We start from the raw sequence: 24,619 nt of genomic DNA, 5'->3' as shown, positions 1-24,619 counted from the left end.
TATTTCCTCTAAGGTTACCTGCGATATTTTGCTTATGGTTGAGGGTGAGTATTTAAGTTCAAACACGCTTTCAAGAGCCTGGGCTACTGCTCTTGCACTCATACCAGAGGCAAACATCCCAAGTATTAAGTCTTCAAGATTGATATCTCTTCTTCTATAAGGTTCTATCAACTTTGTTCTGAATTTTCCCTCTCTATCTCTTGGAATTCTCAGATTTTCAAGCTTACCGATAACAGTATCTAAGTTTCTAACGTAAAAGCCGTTCTTTGTTCCTCCATGTTCTTTAAGAAACACTTCTCTTTCAGCCGTCATGATTGACTCTAAGGTTTGCTTTACCACTTCCTTAACTAGGTCTGGTAAAATCTTCTGTAGTTCCATTTTTGCCTCCTGGGGAACACCCCACAAATACCAACCCCAGGAGGTTATCCCATTTCTCAAGCTTACACAAAATATCGTACACTACCAACATCTTTGCTCATGTTTACTTCTGGATACTTATTGCGACTATTGTTTCATTACCTATCCTTAACCCAACAAAGGAACAGTTATTAAACGCTTTTAAAACATGGAAACAGAGAGTGAGCGGACCTTTTATCGCATATTCTCTATTTTTTGCAGTCGCATTTATAATGGCATGGTCCGGAATGGAAATAGTTAACGGAAAACTTGCACCCGGAAGCAACTTTAAGGCAATGAACATGGATATAATCATCGGAACAACTCTTGCCCATATATTTGGAAAATTCTACCCATTGGCATCACCTTTCTTAGGGCTTTTGGGAGCATTTGTAGGTGGAAGTGAAACAGCATCAAACGTTCTCTTCGCAAAGATACAATACAGTGCAATTGTAGCAACAGTAGGTGCTACTGCTTTCATGCCCGCATACGGAGCACACGCAGTTGGCGGTGGAATCGCAAGCGCTATAACACCTTCCAAAATCACAAACGCTGCAGCACTTGTCGGCCTGAAAGGGAAAGACGAAAGCAGTCTTCTAAAAACAATGATAATTCCGGTTCTGGCAATGACACTTTTTGTTGGTATTATGCTGCAGATAATCGTTTCAACAATGTGACAGAGGGTTGATTTTTGCAGTTACAACACATTATAATGTTGTATAGAAAATTGGGGAGGTAAAAAATGGCTTCAACGATGGAAAAATCTATAAACTGGTCACTTGCGGCTGTTGCTTTTATTTCTGTTGTTATGTATGCTTTCCTGCCGCTCGGAATTTTTGGTAACAACCTCGATTTCCAGCACTTTCTTCTGCCAAAGGTAATAGTTGCATTCATTGTAGCTATCGTCAGTGGTAAGCTCTACATGGGATACGCAAAATTAAGGAAAATTTCACCGGAAGTTATTTACTTCGGACTTGTTACAACCTTAGGTATTACAGGACTTCTCACTTACGTTATTCTTGACCTGGCACTCAAACTTTTCGGGCTTGAATAATAAAAAAGGGGGCTTTGAAGCCCCCCTTTTTCATTTAAGTAGTTGAACTTTCTGCATCATTGTAGATATCGCCGACTATCGGTTCGTTAAATCCTTTGAATCCTCTCACTGTTTCAACTCTGAACTGAGTAGATTTATACCAAATCTCTTTAGGCGGTTCCTTAACAGGCGTAAGCTGCCATCCTCTCATCTCTTCGTAGTAATCCCAGTTAACATACTCGTTAAAGTTGTGGAGAAGATCAGTTATAACAAGTCCCATATCAAGAAGAACTTTCTGTATCTTCCTCCACTTATCAAGTGAAGACTCTCTTCTCGTTACACCAAAATAACCGGCACATCTTTCCGACTTGAGAGTGGCAACGCCTCTACCGACAAAAGCCTTAATTGCCTCTACCGTTTCAGGTGGATCACAGAAGAAGGTGTCGTAAGCACCAACAACATCTTTAGGTAAAGGCTGCCTCAAATCGTGAACTCTTGCATCGATGTTAAGTCCATACTTATCAGAAACTTCTTTAATAAAGTTTATAAGTCTCTCATCAATCTCAAGAATGGTAACTTTCTCAGGAAGCCCTGTAAGAGCAAGAGCTATGCTCATAAGGTCATCATCACCGAGAACACAAATCTTTTTACCTCTTAAATCCCCCCTATCATCTGCAAGAGCAACCCTTGCAAAGGAGTTTTCAGGTGTAACATAACCCTGGTCATAACAGTGAATAGCAGGTGGTCTATTTTTCTGAATTTCGACAAACTTTTCAAAAGCCTCTTTTAATTCACCATCAATAACAACGCCTCTACCATTACAGCAAGAACATTTATGAGATACAAAAGGTTCTATACCGAGCTTTTTCACAAAATCTGCACCTTTTTCCGTAAGCAAAATCTGACTTCCCTCGAATGCAACAATACCTTCTCTGTTGAGAAGCTTTAGAATTTCAGCAACAAGCGGTAGCGGTTCATCGCAAAGATCCACTATTTTCCAGAAATCACCTGTAGCTATTACTGCCTTGAGAACCTTTTCTACAGAGACAGGATAAGCCGGAACCTGCGTGTTCTCTTCTGCCTCCCGAGCGATTTTCACCAAAAACTCCATCTACTCTACCTCCTATTTCTTAAATTCATCTATTATAAAATTAGGAATGGCAAAAGCTCCGTAATGTATCTCCAGATTATAGTATTTAAACTTACTACTTGTTCTTCTAACAACGTCCTTAATCCTTTCAGAAAGCTCTTCTGGAGATACGGTCAAAGGATCCTTACCGTTAGATGCGAAAGTAAAACTCCACATACCTGAAGGATAAGAAGGAATAAACACAAGGTAAGGTCTAACAGTTGAAAAAACTTTAGTTAAATTGGAAACGATCATAAGGAATTCTTTTCTCTGGGCAAAAGGAGATTCGGACTGAGTAACAAACACTCCATCCTCTTTCAACGCCCTTTTTACATCTTCATAAAAATCCTTTGAAAACAACACTGCAGAAGGACCTGTAGGATCGGAACAATCAACAATAATTGCGTCATATTCGTTCTCCTTATCCCTAACAAATTCCCTTCCATCTTCATAATAGATAGAAACTCTTTCATCAGAGAGGCCTGATGAAATCTCAGGAAATTCTCTCTTACAAAGTTCAACAACCTCTCTATCTATCTCAACCATATCAACACGCTCTGGATCATGCTTTAAAACCTCTCTAACCGTTCCACCATCACCTCCACCGATGACAAGAATCTTTTCTGGTTTTCTACCAAGTGTTAAAAGGGGAACATGAACAATCATCTCATGATAAACAAACTCATCTCTATCCGTAGTTTGTACAGCTCCATCAAGGACTAAAATCTTTCCAAAAGCTTCTGTTTCAAGAAGCATTATCTCCTGAAAAGGGGTGCTATACTTCCGAGCCCCGTAAACATCAACAGCAAAACCTGCACCGTTAAACATCTCTGTGAATCTCAACATCACTCACCTCCCCAAAACTTTAAAATCATCTCTCTAATTATCTTTGCAGCAAGCATCTGCGTAATACCTGAAGGGTCATAAGGGGGAGAAACTTCAACAACATCAAATCCGGTAATTTTTACAGGTGGTAAATTATAGAGAATCTCAAAAAATTCAACCGGATTCCCCCCACAGGGCTCAGGCGTCCCCGTACCAGGTGCAAAAGCCGGATCAAAGTAATCTATGTCAACCGTAAAATAGACAAAACTTTCCTCTCTTAAACGCTCAGGCAATCTTTTAATATCGATTCTTTCTATTAGAGGATTTTCATCTATCAGGTCAAACTCCTCCTTTGTCCCGCTTCTTATTCCTATCTGAATTATCCTGCACCCGAGCTCAAGAATTCTCCTCATAACACACGCATGAGAAAATTTCGTTCCAGAATACTCATCCCTCAAGTCGGCATGGGCATCAAAATGGACTATTGTTAGGTTATTGTAACTTTTTTTAAGAGACCTAACAACGGGATATGTAACGGAGTGTTCACCGCCTATCATCACCGGAATTTCAAATCTATCAACAAAGACTTCCACCTCCTTCACCATTCTCTCAGGTGAAGCGGAAACTTCCACGTTTCCAACATCAGTAAACTCAACATCGGCAAGGTCTCTTTTCAAAACAGGACTATAAGTCTCTAAGTTCTCGGAAAAAAATCTTATTCCGTCAGGACCAAATCGGGCTCCAGACCTGAAACAGGTAGTGCCATCATACGGAACACCAAAAATAGAAACCTTACCAGAATTTTTAGCTCCAATAAATTTCATCTTTTTCTCCTTATGGTAAAATTTATATAAACTTCCGTTGAGGAAATTATAAATGGATTATAAAATCAGGGGAACAAACATCCTTGGAATAGAAGTTATCGTATCAAACTCAAACTTGAACATTGAAAAACTGAAAAATTTCCTCCTTGAAAAAAAAGCCATCCTAAAAAGGACAAGACTCATAATAACATTTGATAATATCATTCCCGATGAAAATGAAATAAGAGAAATCGCTTCATTCTGTTCCGAACTTCCGGATGTATTTTTCTGCGGATTCAAAACAAACAAAAAGGAAACAAGGGATAACTGCATCTCAGCAGGATTTCCGTGTGACATGTCAAAGCTGGAATTGGAGAAAAAAAGCGAAAGAGCTTCAACGGAAGAGATAAAATTTGTAAAAAAAACAGTGCGTTCCGGAGAGAAAGTCTCTTCTTCAGGAGATATAGCCATACTTGGAGATGTTAATCCGGGAGCTGAAGTTGAAGCTGGAGGAAATGTTTATATATTTGGAAGTCTAAGGGGACTGGTCAAGGCTGGAATCGGAAAGAAAGAGTGCGAAGTGCGAGCACTCTTTGTTCAAACACCCAGAATAGAAGTATGTGGAAGAGAAAAAACGTTTGAAAGAAAAGAAAAATTTTTCAATTTTCGATTAATATATAAAAATGATAAAATCAGAATATTCACTACGGAGAGGGTTGACAATGGCTGATAAAGTTTTCTGTATAACTTCGGGGAAGGGCGGTGTCGGAAAGAGCACTATTACTGGAAATTTAGCAACAGCTCTTGCAATGAAAGGATATAAAGTCGTAGCCATAGATGCAGACATAGGATTGAGAAACTTAGATCTTATACTTGGTCTTGAAAACAGAATTGTTTACGACATAGTTCATGTAATAGAGGGCGTCTGCCCTCCTGAAAAAGCCCTTGTTAAAGATAAAAGAACAAAAAATCTCTTTCTACTGCCGGCAGCACAAACAAAAGACAAAAGTGCAGTGAAACCAGAAGACCTGGTAAAAATCGTTGAATCCTTGAGAGAAAAATTTGATTTTATATTCATAGATTCACCAGCTGGAATAGAAGAAGGATTTAAAACGGCTGTTGCACCTGCCGACGCAATACTTGTTGTCACAAATCCTGAGATGGCTTCAATAAGAGACGCCGATAGAGTAACAGGACTCTGCGAAGCAATGGGAAAACCGGAACCAAGACTTATAATAAACAGGCTTGACCCGGCAAAAGTGAAAAACGGAGACATGTTAGATGTTGAAGATGTCGTCCAAATATTGGGCCTTGAATTAATAGGCGTAGTGCCTGAAGATAAAAACATGGTAGCATGTATAAACAGAGGAGAACCGGCAGTTCTTGTAAAAGAATCCATCGCAGGAAAAGCATTAAGAAACATTGCAGAAAGAATTCTCGGAAAAGAGGTTCCATTTATGAAACTTGAAGCAAATGATGGATTTCTTTCCAAATTCAAAAAATTATTTGGCGGGAGTTAAAAATGGGATTCTGGCCTTTTAATAGAAAACCGAGCAAAGATGTAGCAAAACAAAGACTTCAGGTAATTCTAAAATACGACAGAGCAGGTTTGCCTCCAAATTCTGTTGAAGCCATAAAGAACGCAATACTAAACGCTCTTAAAGACTTTCCCTTTGTTGATGTATCAGGCATAAGAATAAACTTTCCTCAGGACGAAAGAGAAGAAAAAATAGAACTTGAAATCCCTGTAAAAACTGAAAGGTAAGACTTTCCGAAACTCCCTCCTCCTAAATGTGGATTTGATTTTTATAAGAAAAATTATTAAAGGGTATAAATATCATTGGAGGAGGGTATCATGAAAATAAGCAAAATTCCAACAAAATGGAAGGGATTACTTACTGTCGTACTTTTTGCAGCATTAACCGCCGGATGTGGTGGTGGCGGTGGAACAGCACCTGAAACAGGTGAAACGCCACCTGAAACTATTAAAACCAATTTTTATCTGCCTTTTGTATCAACCGACAGTAACGGAACACTATCACTTTATATTGTAAATGCCACAGATACAACAGATGTCAAACTCATATCAAACAACATAACTGAGTCAAGCGTTCTGGGAAAAGTATCCTTTTCCTCTGCAAACATGACATATTATAACTTTCAAAAAAAGTTTGCCGTATACATTAAGGACGGCAAATTGTTCAAAACAGACCTTACAACTGGAGAAACGGTTCAAGTCTCTGCGTTGACAGATAGTGTATACATAGCTGATACCATAATAGCTATAAACGATGAACCGGGATATGTGGAAGTAAAAAATGAAAACTACACAAGCTCTTATATAGTACCTTTGAATCTATCTTCCAGTGAATCTCCATCACAGGAACCAGGAGAGTTTATAACGGAAATTAGAGACTTTAACTCCAACGGAAAAATTGAAGGCCTTCTAATACTTAACGGAACAACTATTGAAAAATGTTCTCTCGGCGAAACCGGCATTGACGCATGTTCACCTATCTCTTCCGGTATATATGATACAGATAAAATTGGAACAGACTTTTCAACAGGCAACATATATTTCCTCCTTGATACAGATAACGATACTAAATATGAAGAAGTAGCTGTATTTTATCCTTCAAACAGCACAATGAAAACCATATATACAACTACCTCTGATGAAATCTCCGACGCAGAATTGATAGGGGATTCTATCTACGTAAATCAATTTTCAGTTACTACCTACGGTTCTATACCTTATGGAGATATAGAAATTGGCAAAATATCAACGGCAGGAAGTTACACTACTATCTATACCACTGCTGTTACAGGGTTAACACTTGCTCCATCTGTGGAATTTTCAAGTAATGGTTTTGTAGCAATACCCTCCCGGGTTGGTTTCCTCATAACCAATGGAACCGCAAACTACACAGTTGCTTCTGGACCTGCTTATTCTTCACTCTTTTACTCAAACAACCTATACTTTGCAAATGCAACAGGAGTGTATGTGTGGAACCTGACAACAAACAGCACGACTTATCTTGGAAAACAACCTGCAGGCAGAACGTTTAAAACATCTGCAAAACTTGAAAACGATCCAAATCTTGAAATGGAATCCATATCCGTTTACGATAATACAACAGGAGAGTTAAAATTCATAGATCCTGAAACAACAACCGTAAAACATACTGTGAATGTGGATCCTTCTGAAGTGCAGAACTTCCTATTCTACGGAGTTGGAAAAAAATTCTTAGCTGAAGTCGCTGTCAACTCAACAAATTCAACAGAAGTATTTCTCATAAATCTTGACGATAACAAAGCATATCAGGTTACAAATACCACAAACGCAACAGAATATCCTCTTTTCTGATAACTAACACCAAGCACAGGGCTATCTGCCCTGTGCTACATTAACCTAATATTCAAATCCTAAACCTATAGAAAAACTATCCCAGTGGACTGTACCTAAATCATCACGAAAAATTGATGATAAACTTCGGTCATAAGAGATATTTACCAAAAGATGGTCTGTTAAATATTTTCCTGTAGATAAATGTATTCCCGGAAAAAAATCTGTAAGAATATCTGTATCATACGTTGAATACGGAGTTTCCACTTCCTGAGAGAGATTAAAATAACCATCAACTCCTGCATCAAAAAAGTAGTAACCACTCTTAAAAGAAATCCCGGCTCCAAGGCTACCATAAGTGCCTTTCAAAGTATAATCATAAACATCTCCCTGATAAAAATAGACACGGTCCATGCTACTTATAAAATTAACACCACATCTTAGATAATATTTATTTTTAAAGACTTTTTTAACAAAAAACCCGTAGAAACTACCTATCTCTTCACTAACAGAAGCAGGATAATCTTTAAAAAGAGCAGAAGAACCATCCATAAAAGACAAGCCCGAGGAAAAACTGAACATCAAACCATTAGCAAATGACAGAGAAGGTATAAACAAAACAGTAAACGCTATAAGTTTTCTCAAGGTAAAACCCCATAATATTTAACAAGAAAATCATCCCATAAGGTTCCGGTAAATTCATTAACAGAAGAATTAAAGTAAGCATCAAAATAATCATAAACATCGTTCGGGAAATATATCGAAACACCTTTTAACGAAGAGTTTGTTGATTTAAAGTATATCCCGCCAATTACAGACATAAGATTTGTGGCAGCAATTTTAACGTTTAAATCCGTCGTTGTAGCATTCAAACTTTTAGAGAAAGAGTAAAGATCCACGTAAAAAGGGAAATATACAGGTTCCGGTTCCAGAGAATTATCCCTTGCATAATAATAGTCCTGCAATAAAGAAACAGTTCCATTTAAACCATAAGAAGCAAGAAGATTCACGTAGTAAGTAATATCTGTCGCATTTTTACCTGTAACCGCTGCCAGAGTGCAATCCGGCTGGCAGTACTCCGTTCTATTAGTATAAAATTGATAGTATGAATCAACTGCCGCCTTCCCTAAATCTTCACCATTCCAGGAATAATTTCTCTTCAATCTTTCAATTAAGTCTTTATAATCCCACCCAAAGCCGGGCTCTGAAGCTTCTGATGCAACAGTAACGTTTGAACTATTTTTAAAAGTGTAAAAAACTTCTGCCATCCCGGCTAAACACTCATCAAAACCTAAAAAATCAACATGAAAATTTCTGCTATCCAGAATTCTCTTTATCTCAGACATTTTAAGAGAACTTCTTGAAGAATCATCAAAGGCAGCATCCTGCCAGCCATCACCGTGATCCCAAAAAACAAGAGCTATTTTTTTATATGAATACCTGTTCTTTATAGCGTCAAGAAAAAGAGCAAGTGTTGACGGATCACCTGTATCTAAATTCCCAAAGCTTTCTACAGGCTCAAGCCATCCCTTTTTTACTTCATAAAGGGTTGTTCCCTCGCCTCTGTCACAAAGAACCACTACTTTCACATTGTCATCAGCACCAGCATCCATCATCTCTTTAAGGTCTAAAGTAGCATAATCGGATAAGCTATTATCACCTGCCATATAAACGGCAAACACCCATGTGGTATTACTACTTTCCTGATATCCACAGGAAAACAATAGCAAAGATGTGAAAAACATTAACATTAATACTTTTTCAAAACTATCCAATCTCATAGTAAAATAATTCTACTATTTTCCCCGAAGAAATTAAAAAAGGGGCTTTAAAGCCCCTTTTTCTAAAAATAGAAAAAGTTAATTATTCTCGTTCTTCTCCTGCTTCAACAAGCATAACAATAGCCGTTGGTGCAGCATCACCTTTTCTGTAGTCGTAGTGAAGTAACCTTGTGTAACCACCATTTCTATCTGCATATTTAGGTGCTATTTCGTTAACAACCTTAAATGCAACATCTTTTTTGGTAACTACTGTTAAAACTTCTCTTAGAGCCTTAACTTTATCTTCATCCTTGGCCTTTGTAATAACCTTATCAGCAAGCCTTCTAAGTTCTTTTGCCCTTGCAACTGTTGTAACAACCTTACCGTGTTCCATAAGGTCAGTAACAAGGTTCCTGAGCATCATAACTCTGTGCTCTGTAGGTCTGCCAAGTTTTTTCCTCTTTATTCTATGTCTCATTCTTTACCTCCAAGTTCAAGTCCTAACGAGGAAAGAACCTCCTTCACCTGTGCTATGGACTTGTTCCCAAGACCCTTCACCTTTTTAAGGTCAGCTTCTGTTAAGTTAACGAGATCTCCTATCGTTTCAATACCGGCTTCTTTTAACGCTCTTAGAGCTCTTGATTTTAAACCGGCTTCCTCAAGAGTCATAGAAAGTTTTGTATCAGCAGGCTCTTCCTCTTTTTCAACTTCAATAACAGCCGTTTCCGGGGAAGATTCTGTAAGATTTGCCATAACGGAAGAGAAGTGCTCTATAAGGATTGAACACGCCTTAGCCAGAGCCTCCTTCGGCGTTACGCCGCCGTCAGTCCATATTTCCATAACAAGCTTGTTATAGTCAGTTCTTCTTCCTACCCTCGTATCTTCAACCCTGAAGGCAACTTTTCTAACAGGTGAAAAATCAGCATCGAGGGCTATCCATCCGAGAGTTGTTATGTCAAATATTTCCTGAATCTCTTCAGAAAGAACAAACCCCTTGCCTTTATCTATACGAAGGTGCATCTCTATTTCAGAATTTTCATTGTCAAGAGTTGCTATTTCCTTGTCAGGCGTAAGAAGCTTAACCTGAGAAGGAAGCTCAAAATCGGAGGCGAGCACCTTACCGGGACCTTTTTTTCTAAGTTCAATAAATACAGGACCATCACCGTAAAGGGCAAACCTTAACTCTTTTATGTTAAGAACGATTTCCGTTAAATCTTCCACCACACCGGGAAGTGTTGTAAATTCGTGCCATGCTCCTTCAAACTTAACAGCCGTTGGAGCAGCACCTTCTATGGAGGAAAGAAGAACTCTTCTCAGTGCGTTTCCGACAGTAATACCGTATCCTTTTTCCAGAGGCTCAACGACAAACCTACCGTAGGTGTCGGTGTGCTCCTCCCAGCGGAATGTTTCCGGCTTGATAAATTCAATCATTATTTTCCTCCACTAAGGGTTAACTATTACTTAGAGTAGAGCTCAACGATAAGGTTCTCAGCGATTGGAATCTCAATCTCTTCTCTTGTAGGCTCTGCCTTAACAATACCTTTAAAGTTTTCGGCATCAAGCTCAAGCCATGAAGGAATGCCTCTCTGCTGAGCAAGCTCAATTCCTGAAATAATGTCAGGAATGTTTCTGCTCTTCTCTCTTACTTCTATTACATCTCCCGGCTTAACAAGGAAAGATGGTCTGTTAACCTTCTTGCCGTTTACAAGAATATGGCCGTGAACAACAAGCTGTCTTGCATGTCTGTGAGATTTACCGAAACCAAGCCTGTAAACTACATTGTCAAGTCTGCTCTCAAGAAGTTTAAGAAGGTTTTCACCTGTTTGACCTTTCATTCTTTCGGCCATTTCGTAGAATCGTCTGAACTGTTCTTCTCTAATGCCATAGTAATACTTAACCTTTTGCTTTTCCATAAGCTGACGGCCGTAGTAGGAAATCTTTCTCCTGCTTTTACCGTGCTGTCCCGGAGGATAAGGTCTTCTATCTGTAATAGCCTTCCCTTTCTGAGATTTTTCTTCACCAACATAAATATTAACGCCTAAACGGCGAGCTATACGCCATTTTGGTCCTGTATATCTACCCATCAACTACCTCCATTAAACTCTTCTTCTCTTAGGTGGTCTGCAACCATCATGAGGAATAGGAGTAACATCCTTAATCACTTTCACGTTTAAACCTGTAGCTGCTATTGCTTTTATAGCAGTCTCTCTGCCACCACCGTTTCCTTTAATCCAGATTTCAACGTCCTTAACACCATAATCTGAAATAGCTTTTTTAGCAGCCTTTTCGGCAGCGAGCTGAGCGGCGTAAGGCGTACTCTTTCTCGTACCTTTAAATCCAACCGTTCCACCGCTTGCCCATGTAAGAACGTTCCCTTCTTTATCGGTAAAGGTAATAATTGTATTGTTAAACGTTGTCTGAATATGTGCTATTGCATAACCAACGGTTCTTTTCGCCTTTTTCTTGGCACCACCTCTTCTCTTGCCTCTTGCCATCAATTACCTCCTTTACTTCTTAGTAGCCTTCTTCTTACCGGCTACCGTCTTCTTAGGACCTTTTCTCGTTCTGGCATTAGTTCTTGTTCTCTGACCTCTCACTGGAAGACCGAGTCTGTGTCTAATTCCTCTGTAGCATCCAATATCTACGAGTCTCCTGATGTTCATTGCAATTTCTTTTCTGAGATCACCTTCAACCTTATATTCGTTTTCGATGATCTTTCTTATCTTTGCTATCTCTTCTTCTGTAAGGTCTTTTACTCTTTTCTCAGGATCTATACCTGCTTCCTGGCAGATCTTAAAACCTGTTTTTATACCTATTCCGTAGATGTAAGCAAGTGAATAGGGAACTTTCTTGTTGTCAGGAATGTCAACACCTGCTATCCTTGCCATTTTTCCTCCTTACTTACCCTGTCTCTGCTTGTGTTTTGGGTTTTCACATATAACCCTTACAACACCTTTTCTCTTGATGATCTTGCACTTCGGGCAGATCTTCTTCACAGATGGTCTTACTTTCATTCTACCTCTCCGTCGTTTAAAGTTTTGTGCCGTTAGCCGCGGTCTATTTAAAGGGACGGATTATCCTTTCCTGAAAATGATTCTTCCTCTCGTAAGATCATAGGGGCTAAGCTCGACAACCACACGGTCGCCTGGCAGTATTCTAATAAAGTGAACTCTCATCTTTCCCGATGCATGAGCAAGAACTTGATGTCCGTTGTCAAGTTCCACCTTAAAGTAAGCGTTAGGGAGAGCTTCAACAACCTTTCCCTCTACCTGAATACCCTTCTCTTTTGCCATACTTCTCCTCATAAAGCTGTTTGGTTTTAATTAAATTTCCGATAGAATTATATATCCATTTTCTGTAATGGCAATATCATGCTCAAAGTGAGCAGATAGTTTACCATCTTTTGTAACAACCGTCCACTTATCTCTTTTAACTTTAACTTTATAAGTTCCTTCATTCACCATCGGCTCTATGGCAAAGGTCATACCCGGTTCAAGAGTAATATCGGGATACCCCTTGTAAACGTAATTTGTTATCTGAGGATCCTCATGTAGAGATCTCCCAAGACCGTGGCCTGCATAATCTCTCACAACTGAAAAACCGTGCCCTTCAACGTATCTTTGAACTGCTCTGGAGATATCTATAAGCTTATTTCCCGGTAATGCCTGTTCTATACCTTTATATAGAGACTCTCTGGTCACTTTCAGGAGTTTTTCAGCATTTTCCGCAATTTTCCCAACTGGAAAAGTAATGGCAACATCACCGTAGAATCCATCTTTTATAACGCCAAAATCAAGGCTAACGATGTCTCCTTCTTTAAACACTTTCTTTTTCGTCGGGAGACCATGAACAACCTCTTCATTCACAGAAACACAGATGGCTCCCGGAAAACCTGCATATCCTAAAAAGGCCGGTTTTACACCGTATTCCTTACAATAACTTTTGGCAAGCTTATCTATATCAAGGGCTGATATTCCCGCCTTTATCTCTTCTCCTATTTTAAGGAGAATCTCCATGGTCAAAGCCGCCGCATTTCTCAGTTTGGCGATATCTTCGGGACTTTTCAATATTATTTTAGATTTAAATCTTTTAACCATTTACACCTATTGCCTTTTCTATCTTCTGTGTGATTTCATTAATATCACCAACACCGTTTATCTCTGCCAAAAGACCTTTGCTGGTGTAGTAATCGATAAGAGGTGCTGTCTGTTTCCTGTAAACCTCAAGCCTATTGCGGATAACATCTTCTCTATCGTCTGCTCTTCCCCTTGCAAGGAGTCTTTTAACTATCTCTTCATCTTCAACGTTAAGGTAGATAACCTTATCAAGTTCCATTCCTATCTCTTTTAAAAGTTCGTCAAGAGCTTCAGCCTGAGGAAGCGTCCTTGGAAATCCATCAAGGATGAAACCATTCTTCTTTACATCATCCTGAGATAATCTCTCTCTTATAATCCCTATAATTACATCGTCTGGAACAAGCTCTCCCTTGTCCATGTAAGACTTTGCAAGCTTTCCAAGTTCTGTTCCCTCTTTAACAGCCGCCCTAAGGATATCACCAGTAGCAATGTGAGGAACGTCGTACTTTTCTGCTATTCTCACAGCCTGAGTCCCTTTACCGGCTCCCGGAGGTCCCAGGAATATAACTTTTATCATCTTACTCCCCCAAATCCAGTTCTCTTGCGTCTCTTCCTCTTTCCTAAGAATCCTTCGTAAGAAACATTAAGGGCAAAAGCCTCTATCCTTCTCAACGTATCAAGGGCAACACCAACAACGATCAGAAGAGCTGTTCCTCCAAAGTAAAACGGGAAGTGCATTCTCTGCATAATTATGAGAGGAACAATAGCAATCGTCGTAAGGAAAACGGCACCTGCAAAGGTCAACCTTGAAACGATCCTGTCAAGGTATTCAACCGTATCTTTACCGGCCCTAATCCCTGGAATAAAACCACCAGCCTTATTAAGGTTATCTGCAATCTCTTCAGGATTAAAGATAACGGCAGTGTAAAAGTAGGTAAAAAAGAAGATAAGTACACCATAAATAATTAAATAAGTTGGTGTCCCTGGCATAAGAATATGAGCTATCTTCTGAGCCCATGCAGTATGGATAAACTTTGTTATCGTTGCTGGAAACATCATAATTGATGCCGCAAAGATAATAGGAATAACGTTAGCAGGATTAAGCTTTATAGGTAAAAAACTGGTGTAAGTTCCGCCAACCTGAGGAGCAGAACGTTTTGCATACTGAAGGGGAACCCTTCTTTCTGCCATTTCAACATATATTACAAGAGCAGTCATTGTAAGAATAATAAGAATAATTCCTACTAATTTAAAAAGGGAAAGCTCTCCACCTTTAAATTGAGTAATTACGTTAATAACTGATGAAGGTATCCTGCTGACAATACCTGCAAAGATAAGTAGTGACATCCCTTCACCAACACCGTGTTCCGTTATCTTCTCGCCAAGCCACATAAGGAAGGTTGAACCGGCAACCAAAGTGGTAACACAAACAAAGATGAATGTGAAACCTGGATTTGGCACAACAGGTATGCCTGAAGGACTTTTCATACCTTGAAGTCCAATAGCTATACCGAGAGCCTGGATAAATGCAAGGGCAACAGACCCATATCTGGTATATTGATTAATCTTTTTTCTTCCGTATTCACCTTCTTCCTTTGCCAGCTTTTCAAGGGAAGGAAATGCAACAGTAAAAAGCTGCATTATAATGGAAGCGCTGATATAAGGCATAACGCCAAGAGCAAAAATTGTCAGCTTTGAAAGAGCACCACCAGAAAAGGCATCCATAAAACCGAACATAGTTCCTTGCGCTCTCTGGAAAAATTCAGAGAGTGCCGCAACGTTGATACCCGGTGTAGGTATATGCGCTCCCAGCCTGAAAACGGCAAGGAGCGCAAATGTAAACAGAAGCCTTTTCTTTAATTCGGGCACCTCGAATACATTGGCAAATATCTTGGAAAGGTTCATCTATTACCCCTCTATAATCTCACAAACACCACCTGCCTTTTCTATCTTCTCTTTTGCAGATGAAGAGAACTTGTGAGCTTTAACTGTAAGCTTAACGTTAATTTCTCCATCGCCAAGTATCTTTACAGGCTTATTCTTCGCAACAAGTCCTGCAGCAGCTAAAACTTCAGGAGTAACCTCCGTTCCTTCTTCAAACTTATTTAAATCCTTAACGTTAACAACTTCATACTCTTTTTTAAAAGGATAATTAGAAAATCCTCTCTTTGGAAATCTCATGTAAAGGGGCGTCTGTCCACCTTCAAATCCTGGTCTTGTTCCTCCACTCCAACCGGAACGGGCCTTCTGGCCTTTTTGTCCTCTACCAGACGTTTTACCAACTCCAGAACCGTGTCCTCTACCAACTCTTTTCTTTTCTCTAACAGCACCCTCATTAGGCTTAAGCTTATGTAATTTAAGTTCCATTTCACTCCTCCAGCGGTTCTACTTTTACAAGGTCTTCAACCTTAGCTATCATACCTTCAATAGCAGGATTAAGCTCCTTAACAGTGCTTCTTCCTCTCTTTCTCAGACCAAGAGCCTCAAGTGTAGCTCTCTTTCTTTTGTTCTTACCGGCAAGTCCTCTTACAAGCGTTATCTTAACCTTAGCCATCTATTACCTCCTGACAATTTCACCTTCCGGAGTGATTCTTCTACCCGGAAGTTTCCAGCGTTTTCTAAGCTCTTCCGTTGAAACACCGCGAAGTTCTGCAAACTCTTCAGGAAGTTTAAGTTTTTCAAGAGCTTTAAGAACAGCTCTAACAACAGTATGTGGATTTGTTGAGCCTATAACCTTTGTAAGAATATCCGTAATACCAGCTGACTCAAGAACCGCACGAACTGGAGCTGATGCAATAACTCCAGTACCAGGAGCAGCCGGTCTCATAATAATGGTTGATGCACCGAACCTTTCCTGAACTTCAAAAGGTATAGTACCATCAACAACCGGAATTTTTATTAAGTTTTTCTTGGCATCTTCTGTAGCCTTCCTGATAGCATCTGGAACTTCAGATGCTTTACCTCTACCGAATCCAACAACACCGTTTCCGTCACCGACAACGACAAAAGCAGTAAAACTAAACTTTCTACCGCCGGTAACAACCTTGGCGTTTCTGTTAATATGAACAAGTCTCTCTTTTAACTCTAAACCTTCAGGTTTAACCCTCTTAGCCATCAATTACCTCCTTAAAATTCTAAGCCGCCTTCTCTGGCACCTTCAGCTATTGCCTTTATTCTGCCGTGATAGATAAAACCACCTCTATCAAAAACAACGGCAGTGATGCCTTTAGCTTTTGCTCTTTCAGCTATAACCTGACCTACAACCCTTGCCGCTTCGGTCTTGGAAAGACCTTTGATTTTTTCTTTAACTTCTTTATCTACGGTTGAAGCAGCAACAAGTGTGTGTCCTTTAGTATCATCAATAATCTGAGCATACATATGCTTAAGGCTTTTATAAACGGCAAGTCTTGGCCTTTCAGGTGTGCCAAAGACTTTCTTTCTAACTCTTCTATGTTTCTTTGCTATTCGCTCTTTTCTCGTCATCTTAGCCATTTTTACCCCTCTTAGTAAAGAGATTACTTCTTAGCTGATTTACCAGCTTTAAGGATGATTCTTTCGCCTCTGTATCTTATACCTTTACCTTTGTAAGGCTCAGGTGGTCTGAAGGATCTGATCTCAGCAGCGACCTGACCAACTTTTTGCTTATCTACACCACGAACAAAAACGTTATTATCTCTGTCAACATCTATCTCTATCCCTTCAGGAATCTGGTAGAGAACAGGATGAGAAAAACCAAGGTGTAATTCAAGGGTTTTTCCCTTTACAAAAGCCCTGTAACCGAGACCTTTAATTTCAAGAACCTTTTCAAAACCTTTAGAAACACCTGTTACCATATTATTAATTATGGCTCTAGTCGTCCCGTGAAGAGCCCTCATCTGCTTTTCGTCGTTAGGCCTTTCAACAATTACCTTGTTATCTTCCACTTTAATTGTAAGTTTTGGATTGAAAGTAAACTCAAGCTGCCCTTTTGGCCCTTTAACAACAACGTGGTTTCCCGGTTTTACTTCAACCGTTACTCCCTGAGGTATTTCAACAGGCATCTTACCTATTCTTGACATAGCTCCACTCCTTCTAAAATTTCTGGTTTTACCATACGTAACAAAGAACTTCTCCACCTACACCAAGCTTTCTCGCTTTGTAACCAGGAATAATGCCTTTATTGGTGGAGAGAATGGCAACACCAAGCCCCGCTTTAACAAGAGGAATATCTTCAACACCAACGTAAACCCTTCTACCAGGTTTTGAAATCCTCTTTATCTCGTTTATAACTCTTTCTCTGTTAGGACCGTATTTAAGGTGAACCCTGATAAGCTTTTTCTTGTTTTCAGGATTCTTTGTCCTTTCAAAAGGAACCTCAATAATCTCATAATCTTTGATGAATCCCTCTTCTTTTAGGATTCTTGCAATTGCCTCGTTTACCTTTGAATATGGAGCATCTACATATTCTTTATATACAAGGTTGGCGTTGCGAATTCTTGAAAGAAAATCTGCAACAGTATCCATCATCATCTTGCCTTACCTCTCCATCGTGTTTTTACCAGCTTGCCTTTTTAATTCCAGGAATTTTGCCTTGAAGAGCAAGCGTTCTGAAACATAATCTACACATTCCGAACTCTCTTATAAAACCTCTTGGACGTCCACATATAGGACATCTATTATACTTCCTAACTTTATATTTTGGCTCTCTTTGAGCTTTTACGATTAAAGCTTTCCTTGCCATTATGCCTCCCTACTGTTATTTCCTGAATGGGAATCCAAAAGCTTCAAGCAGTGCTTTTGCTTCCTCATCTGTTTTTGCAGTCGTAACGATAGTTATGTTCATACCTCTAATAGCATCTACTTTATCGTAGTCTATCTCAGGAAAAACAACCTGTTCAGTAAGACCGAAGTTGTAGTTTCCTCTTCCGTCGAAAGACCTTGGTGAAAGACCCTTAAAGTCTCTAACCCTGGGAAGAGCTATTGATATAAGCCTGTCAAGAAAATCATACATTCTGTCGCCTCTAAGAGTAACCTTGGCACCAATAGGCATTCCCTTACGAAGCTTAAATCCAGCTTCTGACCTTTTCGCCCTCCTCACGGAAGGCTTTTGACCTGTTATAAGTTCAAGGTCTCTCATTGCATTTTCAAGAGCTTTAATGTTTTGAACGGCTTCACCAACACCCATGTTAACTACAATCTTTTCTATCTTTGGAACCTCCATAATGTTCTTGTAGTTAAACTTCTTCTGGAGTGCTGGAATAACCTCTTTTTTATACATCTCTTTAAGTCTTGGAATATACTTCTCAGCCATCTTTCCTCCTTAAAACAAGCGGATTACCGACCCGCCGGTTTACTGATTTCATCAATAACAGATCCTGAACGCTTAGCATACCTGATTTTCTTTCCGTTTTCAAACTTAATACCAACCCTTGTTGGTTTCCCATCTTTAGGATCAGCAAGCATAACGTTACTTATATGAATAGGAGCCTCTCTTTCTATAATGCCACCTTCAGGATACTTCTGGCTTGGTTTAAGGTGCTTTTTGACGATTCTTACACCCTCAATAATAACTCTCTCTTCCTCTGGAAGCACTTTAAGAACTTTTCCTACCTTTCCTTTATCTTTGCCGGCGATAACTACAACTTTGTCACCGGCTTTTATCTTAAACTTCTTCTTAGCCATTAGAATCCTCCCTTAAATAACTTCCGGCGCAAGTGAAGCAATTTTTGTGAATCCTTTCTGTCTTGCTTCTCTTGCAACAGGACCTAAAATACGGGTGCCAAGAGGTTCACCCTGCTTGTTAAGTATAACAACTGCATTGTCGTCAAACTTTATGTATGTTCCGTCGGGGCGTCTTACCTCTTTTTTTGTCCTAACAACAACCGCCCTGTAAACTTCTCCTTTCTTGGCAGTTGCGTTTGGGATAGAATCTTTAACTGTAACAACGATAACATCCCCGAGGGACGCATACCTTCTGGTTGAACCGCCAAGCACTCTTATACACTGAACTTTCTTTGCCCCTGTATTATCTGCAACATTTAAGTATGTTTGAACCTGAATCATAGCTCTACTCCTCTTGCGGGGATTTACTCACCAAGTTTTTTGGCTTTTTCTATAACTTCAATAACTCTCCATCTTTTATGTCTTGACAAAGGTCTTGTTTCCATAATCTTCACAACGTCACCAACCTGGCACTGATTTGTTTCATCGTGTGCCATATATTTTTTAGAGAATTTAACCCTTTTACCATAAACAGGGTGTCTAAACTCCCTTGTAACACGAACAACTACGGTCTTATCCATCTTGTCGCTTACAACAACACCCACTCTTACCTTTCTTCTATTAACTCTCGTTTCAGCCATTACTTCCTCCAGATTAGAGCTTCACTCCACGCTCTCTGAGAATAGTCAAAATGCGAGCAATTTGCCTTCTTGTTTTTCTAATGTCAGCTGTACTTTCAAGCTGACCGAAAGCATTTTTAAATCTCATTTTCAAAAGACTTTCTTTGAGCTCGGCAACCATATTTTTGAGCTCTTCAGTGCTTTTAGCCCTTAAATCTTCTGTTAACTTTTTCATTGCTTACTCCTTGATGCTTATATTTCTTCCCTTTTGACAATTCTACATTTGATGGGAAGTTTGAAGATGGCAAGCCTTAAAGCTTCCATAGCAACGTCTTCAGCAACACCTGCAACCTCAAACATTATTCTTCCAGGCTTAACAGGTGCCACCCAGGTCTCAACGTTACCTTTACCTTTACCCATACGAGTTTCAAGAGGCTTTTTGGTGTAAGGTTTATCTGGAAAGATCCTTATCCAGACCTTACCGCCTCTTTTCATGGTTCTTGTCATTGCAACCCTTGCAGCCTCTATTTGATTGGTTGTAATGTAACCGGGCTCAAGAGCCTGAATACCATAATCACCAAACGCAAGAGTGTTACCTCTATATGACTTACCTTTAAGTCTTCCTCTCTGCTGCTTCCTGAATTTCGTTCTTTTAGGCATCAACATGGTTACTCACCCCTTGCCATTTCTTCTTTTACTTCTTTCTCAAGTCTCTTAAGGATCTCTTCTGTTTCATCTTTGTAAACATCACCTTTATAGATCCATACTTTAACACCAATAACACCGTATTTTGTCTGGGCAACTGCCGTGCCATAATCTATATCTGCACGAATGGTTTGTAAAGGAACTCTTCCTTCACGATACCACTCTGTCCTTGCCATGTCGGCGCCACCGAGTCTTCCGGCACACTGAACTTTGATACCCTTGGCACCTGCTCTCATAGCATCAGCGATAACCCTTTTCATCGCACGCCTGAACGCCACACGGCGCTCTAGCTGAGCAGCAACGTTTTCAGCAACAAGCTGAGCGTTAAGTTGCGGATGTTTTACCTCTTCGATATTAATGTAAACGCTCTTTCCTGTGAGACCTTCAAGGATTTTTCTAAGCTCTTTTACCTGAGCTCCTTTTCTGGCAATGAGAAGGCCTGGCCTTGCAGCCCATATTCTGATGTTGATCTTATCAAGCGTCCTTTCAATATCTATACGGGCAATTCCCGCATGGTAATACTTCTGCTTAATAAGCTTCCTTATTTTAAGGTCTTCATGAAGGAAGTTAACATACTTACCTTTTTCCTTGGCAACCCATCTGGATTCCCAATCTTTTGTAATTCCAAGTCTAAATCCTACTGGATGCACTTTCTGTCCCAAAGCTTACCCCCGTTATTTTGATTCTTTCTCTCCTACCACAACGGTAATGTGGCAGGTTCTTCTTCTGATAACATTTGCTCTACCCATAGCACGAGGTTTTACCCTCTTCATTGTAGGACCCTCGTCAACATAGGCCTTCTTAACAAAGAGAGAATCCACATCAAGTCCTTTTTGTTCAGCGTTAGCTATAGCGCTTTTAAGAACCTTTTCAATCATCTTTGCCGCTTTTCTTGGGCAGTTGGCAAGTATGGCAAGAGCCTCTTCAACATGCTTACCTCTTATAAGATCAATAACAAGTCTTACCTTTGAGGCAGACATTCTTGCCTTTCTCCATACAGCCCTTGCCTCAACAGGTGTGGCAAAGCCTCTTTCGCCTTCTTTATAGTAGTCTCTGTTTTCAACAGCCATCTTCTACCTCTCCTTACTTCTTCTTGGCAACTTTCTGTCCGGCATGTCCTCTGAATGTTCTGGTAAGGGAAAACTCACCAAGCCTGTGACCTATCATCTGCTCTGTAACATATACCGGAATAAACTTTTGTCCGTTGTACACGGCAAATGTATGTCCAACAAACTCAGGAACGATGACACAGGCTCTATCCCATACCTTTATAACTTTCTTCTCACCAGTTTCGTTCATGGCTCTAACTTTTTTTAAAATTTTAGGGTTCACATAGGGACCCTTCTTTAGTGAACGTCCCATCAAAAACCTCCGTTACTTAGTCCTGCGTTTAATAATAAATCTGTCTGAATACTTACGTTTAGGTCTTGTCTTATATCCTTTAGTAGGCTGACCCCAGGGTGTAACAGGATGTTTACCGAATGTTCTACCTTCACCACCACCGTGAGGGTGATCAACAGGGTTCATAGCCGTTCCGCGAACCGTAGGTCTGATACCAAGCCATCTTGACCTTCCGGCTTTACCGATAACAATGTTTTCGTGGTCGATGTTTCCAACCTGACCGATTGTTGCCATACAATCAAGGTGAACAAGTCTAAGCTCACCTGAAGGAAGTCTAAGCTGAGCGTAGTCGCCAACCTTACCCATAAGCTGAGCAAAAGAACCTGCAGATCTTGCAAGTTGACCACCTTTTTTAGGTTTAAGCTCAACGTTGTGAACAATCGTACCAACAGGTATGTTTCTGAGTGGAAGGGCATTTCCTACTTTTATTTCAGCATCCGGACCCGCAACAACGGTATCACCAACTTTAAGTCCGTCAGGCCATATTATGTATCTTTTTTCACCATCAGCATAAACAAGAAGAGCAATCCTTGCAGACCTGTTTGGATCGTATTCGATAGAAGCAACTTTTGCAGGAATACCTATCTTATCTCTTTTAAAATCAATAATTCTGTATCTTCTCTTATGTCCGCCACCTTTGTGTCTTGTTGTAATTCTTCCCTGGTTGTTTCTACCTGTTCCCCTTACAAAGCCAACGGTAAGTGACTTCTCAGGTTCTTTCTTTGTTATCTCTGAGAAGTCGGAAACTGTCATAAAACGCCTGCTTGGGGTATATGGTTTAAACTTCTTTATTCCCATTGCTCAACTCCTCTTACTTACAAGTTCTCAAGATCGATTTCATATCCTGGCTTGAGTGTCACTACTGCTTTCTTCCAGTCTCTCTTCTTTCCTCTTAAAAGCCTGATTCCCTTTCTCTTACCTTTAACAACCATAGTGTTAACCTTATCAACCTTAACGTTGAAAATTTTTTCTACGGCTTCCTTTATCTCAGGCTTCGTAGCATCCATTGCTACTTCAAAAGTAATCTTCGTAATCTTCTTTGTCTCTTTTGTTTTTGAGCTTTTAACTTCCATGTTCGCAAGGCGAACGCTCTTTTCCGTTACAATCGGACGGACGATTATATCATAAGGAGTCTTCATCTTGATAACCTCTCCTCTAATTTAGGTAGAGTGGATTTGAAGAAGATGCACTTATCGTAGCAGAGCATGTCGTAAACGTTTAATCCGTCAATCTCAAGAAGTTTTACATTTGGAAGGTTTCTAAAAGACTTCCATGTGTTCTCATCAAATTCAGGCACAACAATTAGAACTTTTTCGTTTTCAAGTCCAAGATTCTTGAGAAACTCAACAGCCTGCTTGGTCTTTGGAGTTTCAAAGGCAAAATCTTCAACAACGATTATTGAACCGTCACTGAGCTTACCTGCTACAACACTTCTAAGGGCAACCTTCCTAACCTTTTTAGGTAAGTTGTAAGAGTAATCCCTTGGCTTTGGACCAAAAACTACTCCACCACCTACCCACTGAGGTGCACGGATAGAGCCCTGTCTTGCCCTTCCTGTATGCTTCTGAGGCCAAGGCTTCCTTCCACCACCTCTAACTTCAGCTCTCGTCTTAGTAGAGTGAGTTCCTCTCCTGCGCTTTGCAAGCTGCCACTTAACTGTTTCCCATATAGCATGGCTTTTTATAGGCGCATTAGCTATGTCATCACTTATAGAAACAGTTCCAACTTCCTGATTTGCAGTATTCAACACCTTAATTTCCATAGTTCACCCCTTACTTTCCTTTAACTACTACAAAGGAGCCTTTATATCCTGGAATAGCACCTTTAACAAGAATAAGGTTTTTTTCCGGAATTACATCAACGATTTCAAGGTTCTTAACCGTAACCTGTGCATTACCATAATGTCCTGCCATTTTCTTACCCTTGTGCACTCTGCCGGGAAAGGCACAAGCACCTATTGAACCAGGACCTTCGTGGAAGTCTGAACCGTGAGACTTTCTACCACCACCAAAGCCCCATCTCTTATGATAACCGGCGAAACCACGACCTTTTGATGTGCCCGTCACATCCACCTTTTCGCCAGGCTGGAAAATTTCAACGGTTATTTTGTCACCAACGTTATACTTATCAACATCATCAAATTTAACTTCCTTAAGAAATCTCACTGGCTTAATACCAGCCCTCTTAAAGTGGCCCAAAAGTGGCTTTGGAAACTTGCTCTCAGCCTTGTTCTTTTCCATGAAGCCAAGCTGAAGAGCAGTATAGCCGTCTTTGTCTTCTGTCTTTTTCTGAACAACAGTACATGGACCTGCCTCTATTACAGTAACGGCAAGTGCCTTTCCGTCTTCAGTAAAAATTTGAGTCATACCAATCTTTCTACCGAGGATTCCTTTCATTGTTTCACCTCTTTATTAGTCAAGCTTAATCTCTACATCAACACCGGCGGGAAGCTTAAGATCCATAAGCGCTTCCACGGTTTGAGGTTTGGGGTTTTTAATATCAAGTAATCTTCTGTGTCTTCTAATTTCAAACTGCTCTTGAGAATATTTGTACTTGTGAGGAGACCTTATTACGCTCCATACGGAACGTTTTGTCGGAAGAGGAATAGGACCGGCAACAATGGCGCCAGTCCTCTTTACTGTATCAATTATTTCCTGCACTGATCTATCAAGTAATCTATGGTCATAAGCCATAAGTTTTATTCTTATGCGATCCTGAGCCATTACCTACCCCTCTTAGTCTAAAATCTCAGTAACAACACCTGCACCTACAGTTCTACCACCTTCACGAATAGCAAATCTGAGTCCTTCTTCTATAGCTACAGG

The 24,619-nt window shown here is 40.0% G+C and carries 44 protein-coding genes; 6 read left to right on the top strand and 38 right to left on the bottom strand.

What is annotated here, in order from left to right; genetic code table 11:
* Positions 1-378, bottom strand: a 378-nt coding sequence (locus BLW93_RS06300) for a transposase (protein ID WP_173790638.1), incomplete at its 3' end; no start/stop codon positions are given.
* Between the two features lie 2 nt (positions 379-380).
* On the opposite strand from BLW93_RS06300, the gene BLW93_RS06295 reads away from it, so the two are divergent.
* Both BLW93_RS06295 and BLW93_RS06290 read left to right on the top strand, forming a co-directional pair.
* Positions 381-1,073, top strand: a complete 693-nt coding sequence (locus BLW93_RS06295) for an L-lactate permease (RefSeq protein WP_245792001.1) — start codon at positions 381-383, stop codon at positions 1,071-1,073.
* A gap of 65 nt (positions 1,074-1,138) precedes the next feature.
* Complete coding sequence (locus BLW93_RS06290) at positions 1,139-1,450, top strand: hypothetical protein (RefSeq protein WP_076713245.1); 312 nt, start codon at positions 1,139-1,141, stop codon at positions 1,448-1,450.
* A 34-nt stretch (positions 1,451-1,484) separates the two neighbouring features.
* Here BLW93_RS06290 and BLW93_RS06285 read toward each other — a convergent pair whose 3' ends face one another.
* Genes BLW93_RS06285 through speB form a run of 3 tightly spaced genes read right to left on the bottom strand, consistent with a single transcriptional unit; the run spans position 1,485 to position 4,207 of the window.
* The gene (locus BLW93_RS06285; protein ID WP_425429713.1) at positions 1,485-2,531 is read right to left on the bottom strand and encodes a bis-aminopropyl spermidine synthase family protein; all 1,047 of its coding nucleotides are present in this window, start codon (positions 2,529-2,531) and stop codon (positions 1,485-1,487) included.
* Positions 2,532-2,552: 21 nt separating this feature from the next.
* A complete protein-coding gene (speE, locus tag BLW93_RS06280; RefSeq protein WP_076713243.1) occupies positions 2,553-3,404 on the bottom strand; it encodes a polyamine aminopropyltransferase in 852 nt (283 codons plus the stop codon).
* Positions 3,404-4,207 (bottom strand): agmatinase, encoded by an 804-nt coding sequence (gene speB / locus BLW93_RS06275; protein ID WP_076713242.1) that lies wholly within the window; start codon positions 4,205-4,207, stop codon positions 3,404-3,406. The genes speE and speB overlap by 1 nt, the downstream gene beginning before the upstream one ends.
* 52 nt (positions 4,208-4,259) lie before the next feature.
* On the opposite strand from speB, the gene BLW93_RS06270 reads away from it, so the two are divergent.
* The 4 genes from BLW93_RS06270 to BLW93_RS06255 all read left to right on the top strand — a co-directional run bounded on the left by BLW93_RS06270 (position 4,260) and on the right by BLW93_RS06255 (position 7,553).
* Positions 4,260-4,916: a septum site-determining protein MinC gene (locus BLW93_RS06270; protein ID WP_076713241.1), complete on the top strand. Its 657-nt coding sequence runs from the start codon at positions 4,260-4,262 to the stop codon at positions 4,914-4,916.
* Positions 4,909-5,706, top strand: a complete 798-nt coding sequence (minD, locus tag BLW93_RS06265; protein ID WP_076713240.1) for a septum site-determining protein MinD — start codon at positions 4,909-4,911, stop codon at positions 5,704-5,706. Before BLW93_RS06270 ends, minD begins: the two co-directional genes overlap by 8 nt.
* Before the next feature lie 2 nt (positions 5,707-5,708).
* Positions 5,709-5,951 (top strand): cell division topological specificity factor MinE, encoded by a 243-nt coding sequence (locus tag BLW93_RS06260; protein WP_076713239.1) that lies wholly within the window; start codon positions 5,709-5,711, stop codon positions 5,949-5,951.
* 90 nt (positions 5,952-6,041) lie between these two features.
* Positions 6,042-7,553, top strand: coding sequence for a hypothetical protein (locus BLW93_RS06255; RefSeq protein ID WP_076713238.1), 1,512 nt, complete (start codon positions 6,042-6,044; stop codon positions 7,551-7,553).
* Between the two features lie 45 nt (positions 7,554-7,598).
* Here BLW93_RS06255 and BLW93_RS06250 read toward each other — a convergent pair whose 3' ends face one another.
* From BLW93_RS06250 to BLW93_RS06085, 34 genes are all read right to left on the bottom strand, one after another.
* Positions 7,599-8,177 carry a hypothetical protein gene (locus BLW93_RS06250; RefSeq protein ID WP_076713237.1) on the bottom strand — a complete coding sequence of 193 codons (579 nt, stop codon included), beginning with the start codon at positions 8,175-8,177 and terminating at the stop codon, positions 7,599-7,601.
* Entirely contained in the window at positions 8,174-9,313 is a 1,140-nt protein-coding gene (locus BLW93_RS06245) for a clostripain-related cysteine peptidase (RefSeq protein WP_078058180.1), read from the bottom strand. Before BLW93_RS06245 ends, BLW93_RS06250 begins: the two co-directional genes overlap by 4 nt.
* Positions 9,314-9,395: 82 nt before the next feature.
* On the bottom strand, positions 9,396-9,770 hold the full coding sequence (gene rplQ / locus BLW93_RS06240; RefSeq protein WP_076713235.1) for a 50S ribosomal protein L17: 375 nt from the start codon (positions 9,768-9,770) through the stop codon (positions 9,396-9,398).
* Complete coding sequence (locus BLW93_RS06235) at positions 9,767-10,723, bottom strand: DNA-directed RNA polymerase subunit alpha (protein ID WP_076713234.1); 957 nt, start codon at positions 10,721-10,723, stop codon at positions 9,767-9,769. The genes rplQ and BLW93_RS06235 overlap by 4 nt, the downstream gene beginning before the upstream one ends.
* A 26-nt stretch (positions 10,724-10,749) precedes the next feature.
* Positions 10,750-11,376: a 30S ribosomal protein S4 gene (rpsD, locus tag BLW93_RS06230; protein ID WP_076713233.1), complete on the bottom strand. Its 627-nt coding sequence runs from the start codon at positions 11,374-11,376 to the stop codon at positions 10,750-10,752.
* Between the two features lie 12 nt (positions 11,377-11,388).
* Positions 11,389-11,787 carry a 30S ribosomal protein S11 gene (rpsK, locus tag BLW93_RS06225; RefSeq protein WP_022847327.1) on the bottom strand — a complete coding sequence of 133 codons (399 nt, stop codon included), beginning with the start codon at positions 11,785-11,787 and terminating at the stop codon, positions 11,389-11,391.
* Between the two features lie 12 nt (positions 11,788-11,799).
* Complete coding sequence (rpsM, locus tag BLW93_RS06220) at positions 11,800-12,180, bottom strand: 30S ribosomal protein S13 (protein WP_076713232.1); 381 nt, start codon at positions 12,178-12,180, stop codon at positions 11,800-11,802.
* A 9-nt stretch (positions 12,181-12,189) separates the two neighbouring features.
* On the bottom strand, positions 12,190-12,306 hold the full coding sequence (gene rpmJ, locus BLW93_RS06215; RefSeq protein ID WP_013637834.1) for a 50S ribosomal protein L36: 117 nt from the start codon (positions 12,304-12,306) through the stop codon (positions 12,190-12,192).
* Between the two features lie 60 nt (positions 12,307-12,366).
* Positions 12,367-12,585: a translation initiation factor IF-1 gene (gene infA / locus BLW93_RS06210; protein ID WP_022847329.1), complete on the bottom strand. Its 219-nt coding sequence runs from the start codon at positions 12,583-12,585 to the stop codon at positions 12,367-12,369.
* Positions 12,586-12,615: 30 nt separating this feature from the next.
* Positions 12,616-13,389: a type I methionyl aminopeptidase gene (gene map / locus BLW93_RS06205; protein ID WP_076713231.1), complete on the bottom strand. Its 774-nt coding sequence runs from the start codon at positions 13,387-13,389 to the stop codon at positions 12,616-12,618.
* On the bottom strand, positions 13,382-13,945 hold the full coding sequence (locus BLW93_RS06200; RefSeq protein ID WP_076713230.1) for an adenylate kinase: 564 nt from the start codon (positions 13,943-13,945) through the stop codon (positions 13,382-13,384). Before BLW93_RS06200 ends, map begins: the two co-directional genes overlap by 8 nt.
* A complete protein-coding gene (gene secY, locus BLW93_RS06195) occupies positions 13,942-15,273 on the bottom strand; it encodes a preprotein translocase subunit SecY (protein ID WP_076713229.1) in 1,332 nt (443 codons plus the stop codon). The genes BLW93_RS06200 and secY overlap by 4 nt, the downstream gene beginning before the upstream one ends.
* A 3-nt stretch (positions 15,274-15,276) precedes the next feature.
* Positions 15,277-15,735, bottom strand: a complete 459-nt coding sequence (gene rplO / locus BLW93_RS06190) for a 50S ribosomal protein L15 (RefSeq protein ID WP_076713228.1) — start codon at positions 15,733-15,735, stop codon at positions 15,277-15,279.
* 1 nt (position 15,736) lies between these two features.
* Positions 15,737-15,922, bottom strand: a complete 186-nt coding sequence (gene rpmD / locus BLW93_RS06185) for a 50S ribosomal protein L30 (protein ID WP_076713227.1) — start codon at positions 15,920-15,922, stop codon at positions 15,737-15,739.
* Between the two features lie 3 nt (positions 15,923-15,925).
* Entirely contained in the window at positions 15,926-16,483 is a 558-nt protein-coding gene (rpsE, locus tag BLW93_RS06180; RefSeq protein ID WP_076713226.1) for a 30S ribosomal protein S5, read from the bottom strand.
* A gap of 11 nt (positions 16,484-16,494) precedes the next feature.
* Complete coding sequence (gene rplR, locus BLW93_RS06175; protein ID WP_076713225.1) at positions 16,495-16,860, bottom strand: 50S ribosomal protein L18; 366 nt, start codon at positions 16,858-16,860, stop codon at positions 16,495-16,497.
* 23 nt (positions 16,861-16,883) lie between these two features.
* The gene (rplF, locus tag BLW93_RS06170) at positions 16,884-17,426 is read right to left on the bottom strand and encodes a 50S ribosomal protein L6 (protein WP_076713224.1); all 543 of its coding nucleotides are present in this window, start codon (positions 17,424-17,426) and stop codon (positions 16,884-16,886) included.
* A gap of 28 nt (positions 17,427-17,454) precedes the next feature.
* On the bottom strand, positions 17,455-17,877 hold the full coding sequence (rpsH, locus tag BLW93_RS06165; RefSeq protein WP_076713223.1) for a 30S ribosomal protein S8: 423 nt from the start codon (positions 17,875-17,877) through the stop codon (positions 17,455-17,457).
* A 25-nt stretch (positions 17,878-17,902) separates the two neighbouring features.
* Positions 17,903-18,088, bottom strand: a complete 186-nt coding sequence (locus BLW93_RS06160) for a type Z 30S ribosomal protein S14 (RefSeq protein ID WP_076713222.1) — start codon at positions 18,086-18,088, stop codon at positions 17,903-17,905.
* 15 nt (positions 18,089-18,103) lie between these two features.
* Positions 18,104-18,658: a 50S ribosomal protein L5 gene (gene rplE / locus BLW93_RS06155; RefSeq protein WP_076713221.1), complete on the bottom strand. Its 555-nt coding sequence runs from the start codon at positions 18,656-18,658 to the stop codon at positions 18,104-18,106.
* A gap of 23 nt (positions 18,659-18,681) precedes the next feature.
* Entirely contained in the window at positions 18,682-19,029 is a 348-nt protein-coding gene (rplX, locus tag BLW93_RS06150) for a 50S ribosomal protein L24 (protein ID WP_076713220.1), read from the bottom strand.
* A gap of 12 nt (positions 19,030-19,041) precedes the next feature.
* Entirely contained in the window at positions 19,042-19,410 is a 369-nt protein-coding gene (rplN, locus tag BLW93_RS06145) for a 50S ribosomal protein L14 (protein ID WP_076713219.1), read from the bottom strand.
* Positions 19,411-19,433: 23 nt separating this feature from the next.
* On the bottom strand, positions 19,434-19,709 hold the full coding sequence (gene rpsQ / locus BLW93_RS06140) for a 30S ribosomal protein S17 (RefSeq protein WP_076713218.1): 276 nt from the start codon (positions 19,707-19,709) through the stop codon (positions 19,434-19,436).
* Between the two features lie 13 nt (positions 19,710-19,722).
* Positions 19,723-19,923: a 50S ribosomal protein L29 gene (rpmC, locus tag BLW93_RS06135; RefSeq protein ID WP_076713217.1), complete on the bottom strand. Its 201-nt coding sequence runs from the start codon at positions 19,921-19,923 to the stop codon at positions 19,723-19,725.
* Between the two features lie 17 nt (positions 19,924-19,940).
* Complete coding sequence (gene rplP / locus BLW93_RS06130; RefSeq protein WP_076713216.1) at positions 19,941-20,354, bottom strand: 50S ribosomal protein L16; 414 nt, start codon at positions 20,352-20,354, stop codon at positions 19,941-19,943.
* A 2-nt stretch (positions 20,355-20,356) separates the two neighbouring features.
* Positions 20,357-21,055, bottom strand: a complete 699-nt coding sequence (gene rpsC, locus BLW93_RS06125; protein WP_076713215.1) for a 30S ribosomal protein S3 — start codon at positions 21,053-21,055, stop codon at positions 20,357-20,359.
* 12 nt (positions 21,056-21,067) lie between these two features.
* Positions 21,068-21,463: a 50S ribosomal protein L22 gene (gene rplV / locus BLW93_RS06120; RefSeq protein WP_076713214.1), complete on the bottom strand. Its 396-nt coding sequence runs from the start codon at positions 21,461-21,463 to the stop codon at positions 21,068-21,070.
* Between the two features lie 13 nt (positions 21,464-21,476).
* Complete coding sequence (rpsS, locus tag BLW93_RS06115) at positions 21,477-21,755, bottom strand: 30S ribosomal protein S19 (RefSeq protein ID WP_076713213.1); 279 nt, start codon at positions 21,753-21,755, stop codon at positions 21,477-21,479.
* Positions 21,756-21,767: 12 nt separating this feature from the next.
* A complete protein-coding gene (gene rplB / locus BLW93_RS06110) occupies positions 21,768-22,592 on the bottom strand; it encodes a 50S ribosomal protein L2 (RefSeq protein ID WP_022847348.1) in 825 nt (274 codons plus the stop codon).
* Positions 22,593-22,609: 17 nt separating this feature from the next.
* Positions 22,610-22,933 (bottom strand): 50S ribosomal protein L23, encoded by a 324-nt coding sequence (gene rplW / locus BLW93_RS06105; RefSeq protein ID WP_076713212.1) that lies wholly within the window; start codon positions 22,931-22,933, stop codon positions 22,610-22,612.
* A complete protein-coding gene (rplD, locus tag BLW93_RS06100) occupies positions 22,930-23,556 on the bottom strand; it encodes a 50S ribosomal protein L4 (RefSeq protein WP_076713211.1) in 627 nt (208 codons plus the stop codon). The genes rplW and rplD overlap by 4 nt, the downstream gene beginning before the upstream one ends.
* Positions 23,557-23,566: 10 nt before the next feature.
* Positions 23,567-24,190, bottom strand: a complete 624-nt coding sequence (gene rplC / locus BLW93_RS06095; RefSeq protein ID WP_076713210.1) for a 50S ribosomal protein L3 — start codon at positions 24,188-24,190, stop codon at positions 23,567-23,569.
* A gap of 15 nt (positions 24,191-24,205) precedes the next feature.
* Positions 24,206-24,517 carry a 30S ribosomal protein S10 gene (rpsJ, locus tag BLW93_RS06090; protein WP_022847352.1) on the bottom strand — a complete coding sequence of 104 codons (312 nt, stop codon included), beginning with the start codon at positions 24,515-24,517 and terminating at the stop codon, positions 24,206-24,208.
* 12 nt (positions 24,518-24,529) lie between these two features.
* Positions 24,530-24,619, bottom strand: a 90-nt coding sequence (locus tag BLW93_RS06085) for an EF-Tu C-terminal domain-related protein (RefSeq protein ID WP_144444011.1), incomplete at its 5' end; no start/stop codon positions are given.

It is taken from the genome of Desulfurobacterium indicum (genome assembly GCF_001968985.1).
In the GTDB taxonomy this organism is placed as follows: domain Bacteria; phylum Aquificota; class Aquificia; order Desulfurobacteriales; family Desulfurobacteriaceae; genus Desulfurobacterium_A; species Desulfurobacterium_A indicum.
The sequence above is the reverse complement of the archived record's forward strand: the minus strand, read 5'-3'. Positions and strand labels throughout refer to the sequence as shown.

Excerpts from the sequence above, each read along its gene's own strand:
- BLW93_RS06290 (WP_076713245.1), top strand. The coding sequence starts at position 1,139 with ATGGCTTCAACGATGGAAAAATCTATAAACTGGTCACTTGCGGCTGTT.
- speE (WP_076713243.1), bottom strand. The coding sequence starts at position 3,404 with ATGTTGAGATTCACAGAGATGTTTAACGGTGCAGGTTTTGCTGTTGAT.
- speB (WP_076713242.1), bottom strand. The coding sequence starts at position 4,207 with ATGAAATTTATTGGAGCTAAAAATTCTGGTAAGGTTTCTATTTTTGGT.
- BLW93_RS06270 (WP_076713241.1), top strand. The coding sequence starts at position 4,260 with ATGGATTATAAAATCAGGGGAACAAACATCCTTGGAATAGAAGTTATC.
- minD (WP_076713240.1), top strand. The coding sequence starts at position 4,909 with ATGGCTGATAAAGTTTTCTGTATAACTTCGGGGAAGGGCGGTGTCGGA.
- BLW93_RS06260 (WP_076713239.1), top strand. The coding sequence starts at position 5,709 with ATGGGATTCTGGCCTTTTAATAGAAAACCGAGCAAAGATGTAGCAAAA.
- BLW93_RS06255 (WP_076713238.1), top strand. The coding sequence starts at position 6,042 with ATGAAAATAAGCAAAATTCCAACAAAATGGAAGGGATTACTTACTGTC.
- BLW93_RS06245 (WP_078058180.1), bottom strand. The coding sequence starts at position 9,313 with ATGAGATTGGATAGTTTTGAAAAAGTATTAATGTTAATGTTTTTCACA.
- rplQ (WP_076713235.1), bottom strand. The coding sequence starts at position 9,770 with ATGAGACATAGAATAAAGAGGAAAAAACTTGGCAGACCTACAGAGCAC.
- BLW93_RS06235 (WP_076713234.1), bottom strand. The coding sequence starts at position 10,723 with ATGATTGAATTTATCAAGCCGGAAACATTCCGCTGGGAGGAGCACACC.
- rpsD (WP_076713233.1), bottom strand. The coding sequence starts at position 11,376 with ATGGGTAGATATACAGGACCAAAATGGCGTATAGCTCGCCGTTTAGGC.
- rpsK (WP_022847327.1), bottom strand. The coding sequence starts at position 11,787 with ATGGCAAGAGGCAAGAGAAGAGGTGGTGCCAAGAAAAAGGCGAAAAGA.
- rpsM (WP_076713232.1), bottom strand. The coding sequence starts at position 12,180 with ATGGCAAGGATAGCAGGTGTTGACATTCCTGACAACAAGAAAGTTCCC.
- rpmJ (WP_013637834.1), bottom strand. The coding sequence starts at position 12,306 with ATGAAAGTAAGACCATCTGTGAAGAAGATCTGCCCGAAGTGCAAGATC.
- infA (WP_022847329.1), bottom strand. The coding sequence starts at position 12,585 with ATGGCAAAAGAGAAGGGTATTCAGGTAGAGGGAAAGGTTGTTGAAGCT.
- map (WP_076713231.1), bottom strand. The coding sequence starts at position 13,389 with ATGGTTAAAAGATTTAAATCTAAAATAATATTGAAAAGTCCCGAAGAT.
- BLW93_RS06200 (WP_076713230.1), bottom strand. The coding sequence starts at position 13,945 with ATGATAAAAGTTATATTCCTGGGACCTCCGGGAGCCGGTAAAGGGACT.
- secY (WP_076713229.1), bottom strand. The coding sequence starts at position 15,273 with ATGAACCTTTCCAAGATATTTGCCAATGTATTCGAGGTGCCCGAATTA.
- rplO (WP_076713228.1), bottom strand. The coding sequence starts at position 15,735 with ATGGAACTTAAATTACATAAGCTTAAGCCTAATGAGGGTGCTGTTAGA.
- rpmD (WP_076713227.1), bottom strand. The coding sequence starts at position 15,922 with ATGGCTAAGGTTAAGATAACGCTTGTAAGAGGACTTGCCGGTAAGAAC.
- rpsE (WP_076713226.1), bottom strand. The coding sequence starts at position 16,483 with ATGGCTAAGAGGGTTAAACCTGAAGGTTTAGAGTTAAAAGAGAGACTT.
- rplR (WP_076713225.1), bottom strand. The coding sequence starts at position 16,860 with ATGGCTAAGATGACGAGAAAAGAGCGAATAGCAAAGAAACATAGAAGA.
- rplF (WP_076713224.1), bottom strand. The coding sequence starts at position 17,426 with ATGTCAAGAATAGGTAAGATGCCTGTTGAAATACCTCAGGGAGTAACG.
- rpsH (WP_076713223.1), bottom strand. The coding sequence starts at position 17,877 with ATGATGATGGATACTGTTGCAGATTTTCTTTCAAGAATTCGCAACGCC.
- BLW93_RS06160 (WP_076713222.1), bottom strand. The coding sequence starts at position 18,088 with ATGGCAAGGAAAGCTTTAATCGTAAAAGCTCAAAGAGAGCCAAAATAT.
- rplE (WP_076713221.1), bottom strand. The coding sequence starts at position 18,658 with ATGGCTGAGAAGTATATTCCAAGACTTAAAGAGATGTATAAAAAAGAG.
- rplX (WP_076713220.1), bottom strand. The coding sequence starts at position 19,029 with ATGGCTAAGAAGAAGTTTAAGATAAAAGCCGGTGACAAAGTTGTAGTT.
- rplN (WP_076713219.1), bottom strand. The coding sequence starts at position 19,410 with ATGATTCAGGTTCAAACATACTTAAATGTTGCAGATAATACAGGGGCA.
- rpsQ (WP_076713218.1), bottom strand. The coding sequence starts at position 19,709 with ATGGCTGAAACGAGAGTTAATAGAAGAAAGGTAAGAGTGGGTGTTGTT.
- rpmC (WP_076713217.1), bottom strand. The coding sequence starts at position 19,923 with ATGAAAAAGTTAACAGAAGATTTAAGGGCTAAAAGCACTGAAGAGCTC.
- rplP (WP_076713216.1), bottom strand. The coding sequence starts at position 20,354 with ATGTTGATGCCTAAAAGAACGAAATTCAGGAAGCAGCAGAGAGGAAGA.
- rplV (WP_076713214.1), bottom strand. The coding sequence starts at position 21,463 with ATGGCTGTTGAAAACAGAGACTACTATAAAGAAGGCGAAAGAGGCTTT.
- rpsS (WP_076713213.1), bottom strand. The coding sequence starts at position 21,755 with ATGGGACGTTCACTAAAGAAGGGTCCCTATGTGAACCCTAAAATTTTA.
- rplB (WP_022847348.1), bottom strand. The coding sequence starts at position 22,592 with ATGGGAATAAAGAAGTTTAAACCATATACCCCAAGCAGGCGTTTTATG.
- rplW (WP_076713212.1), bottom strand. The coding sequence starts at position 22,933 with ATGAAGACTCCTTATGATATAATCGTCCGTCCGATTGTAACGGAAAAG.
- rplD (WP_076713211.1), bottom strand. The coding sequence starts at position 23,556 with ATGGAAATTAAGGTGTTGAATACTGCAAATCAGGAAGTTGGAACTGTT.
- rplC (WP_076713210.1), bottom strand. The coding sequence starts at position 24,190 with ATGAAAGGAATCCTCGGTAGAAAGATTGGTATGACTCAAATTTTTACT.
- rpsJ (WP_022847352.1), bottom strand. The coding sequence starts at position 24,517 with ATGGCTCAGGATCGCATAAGAATAAAACTTATGGCTTATGACCATAGA.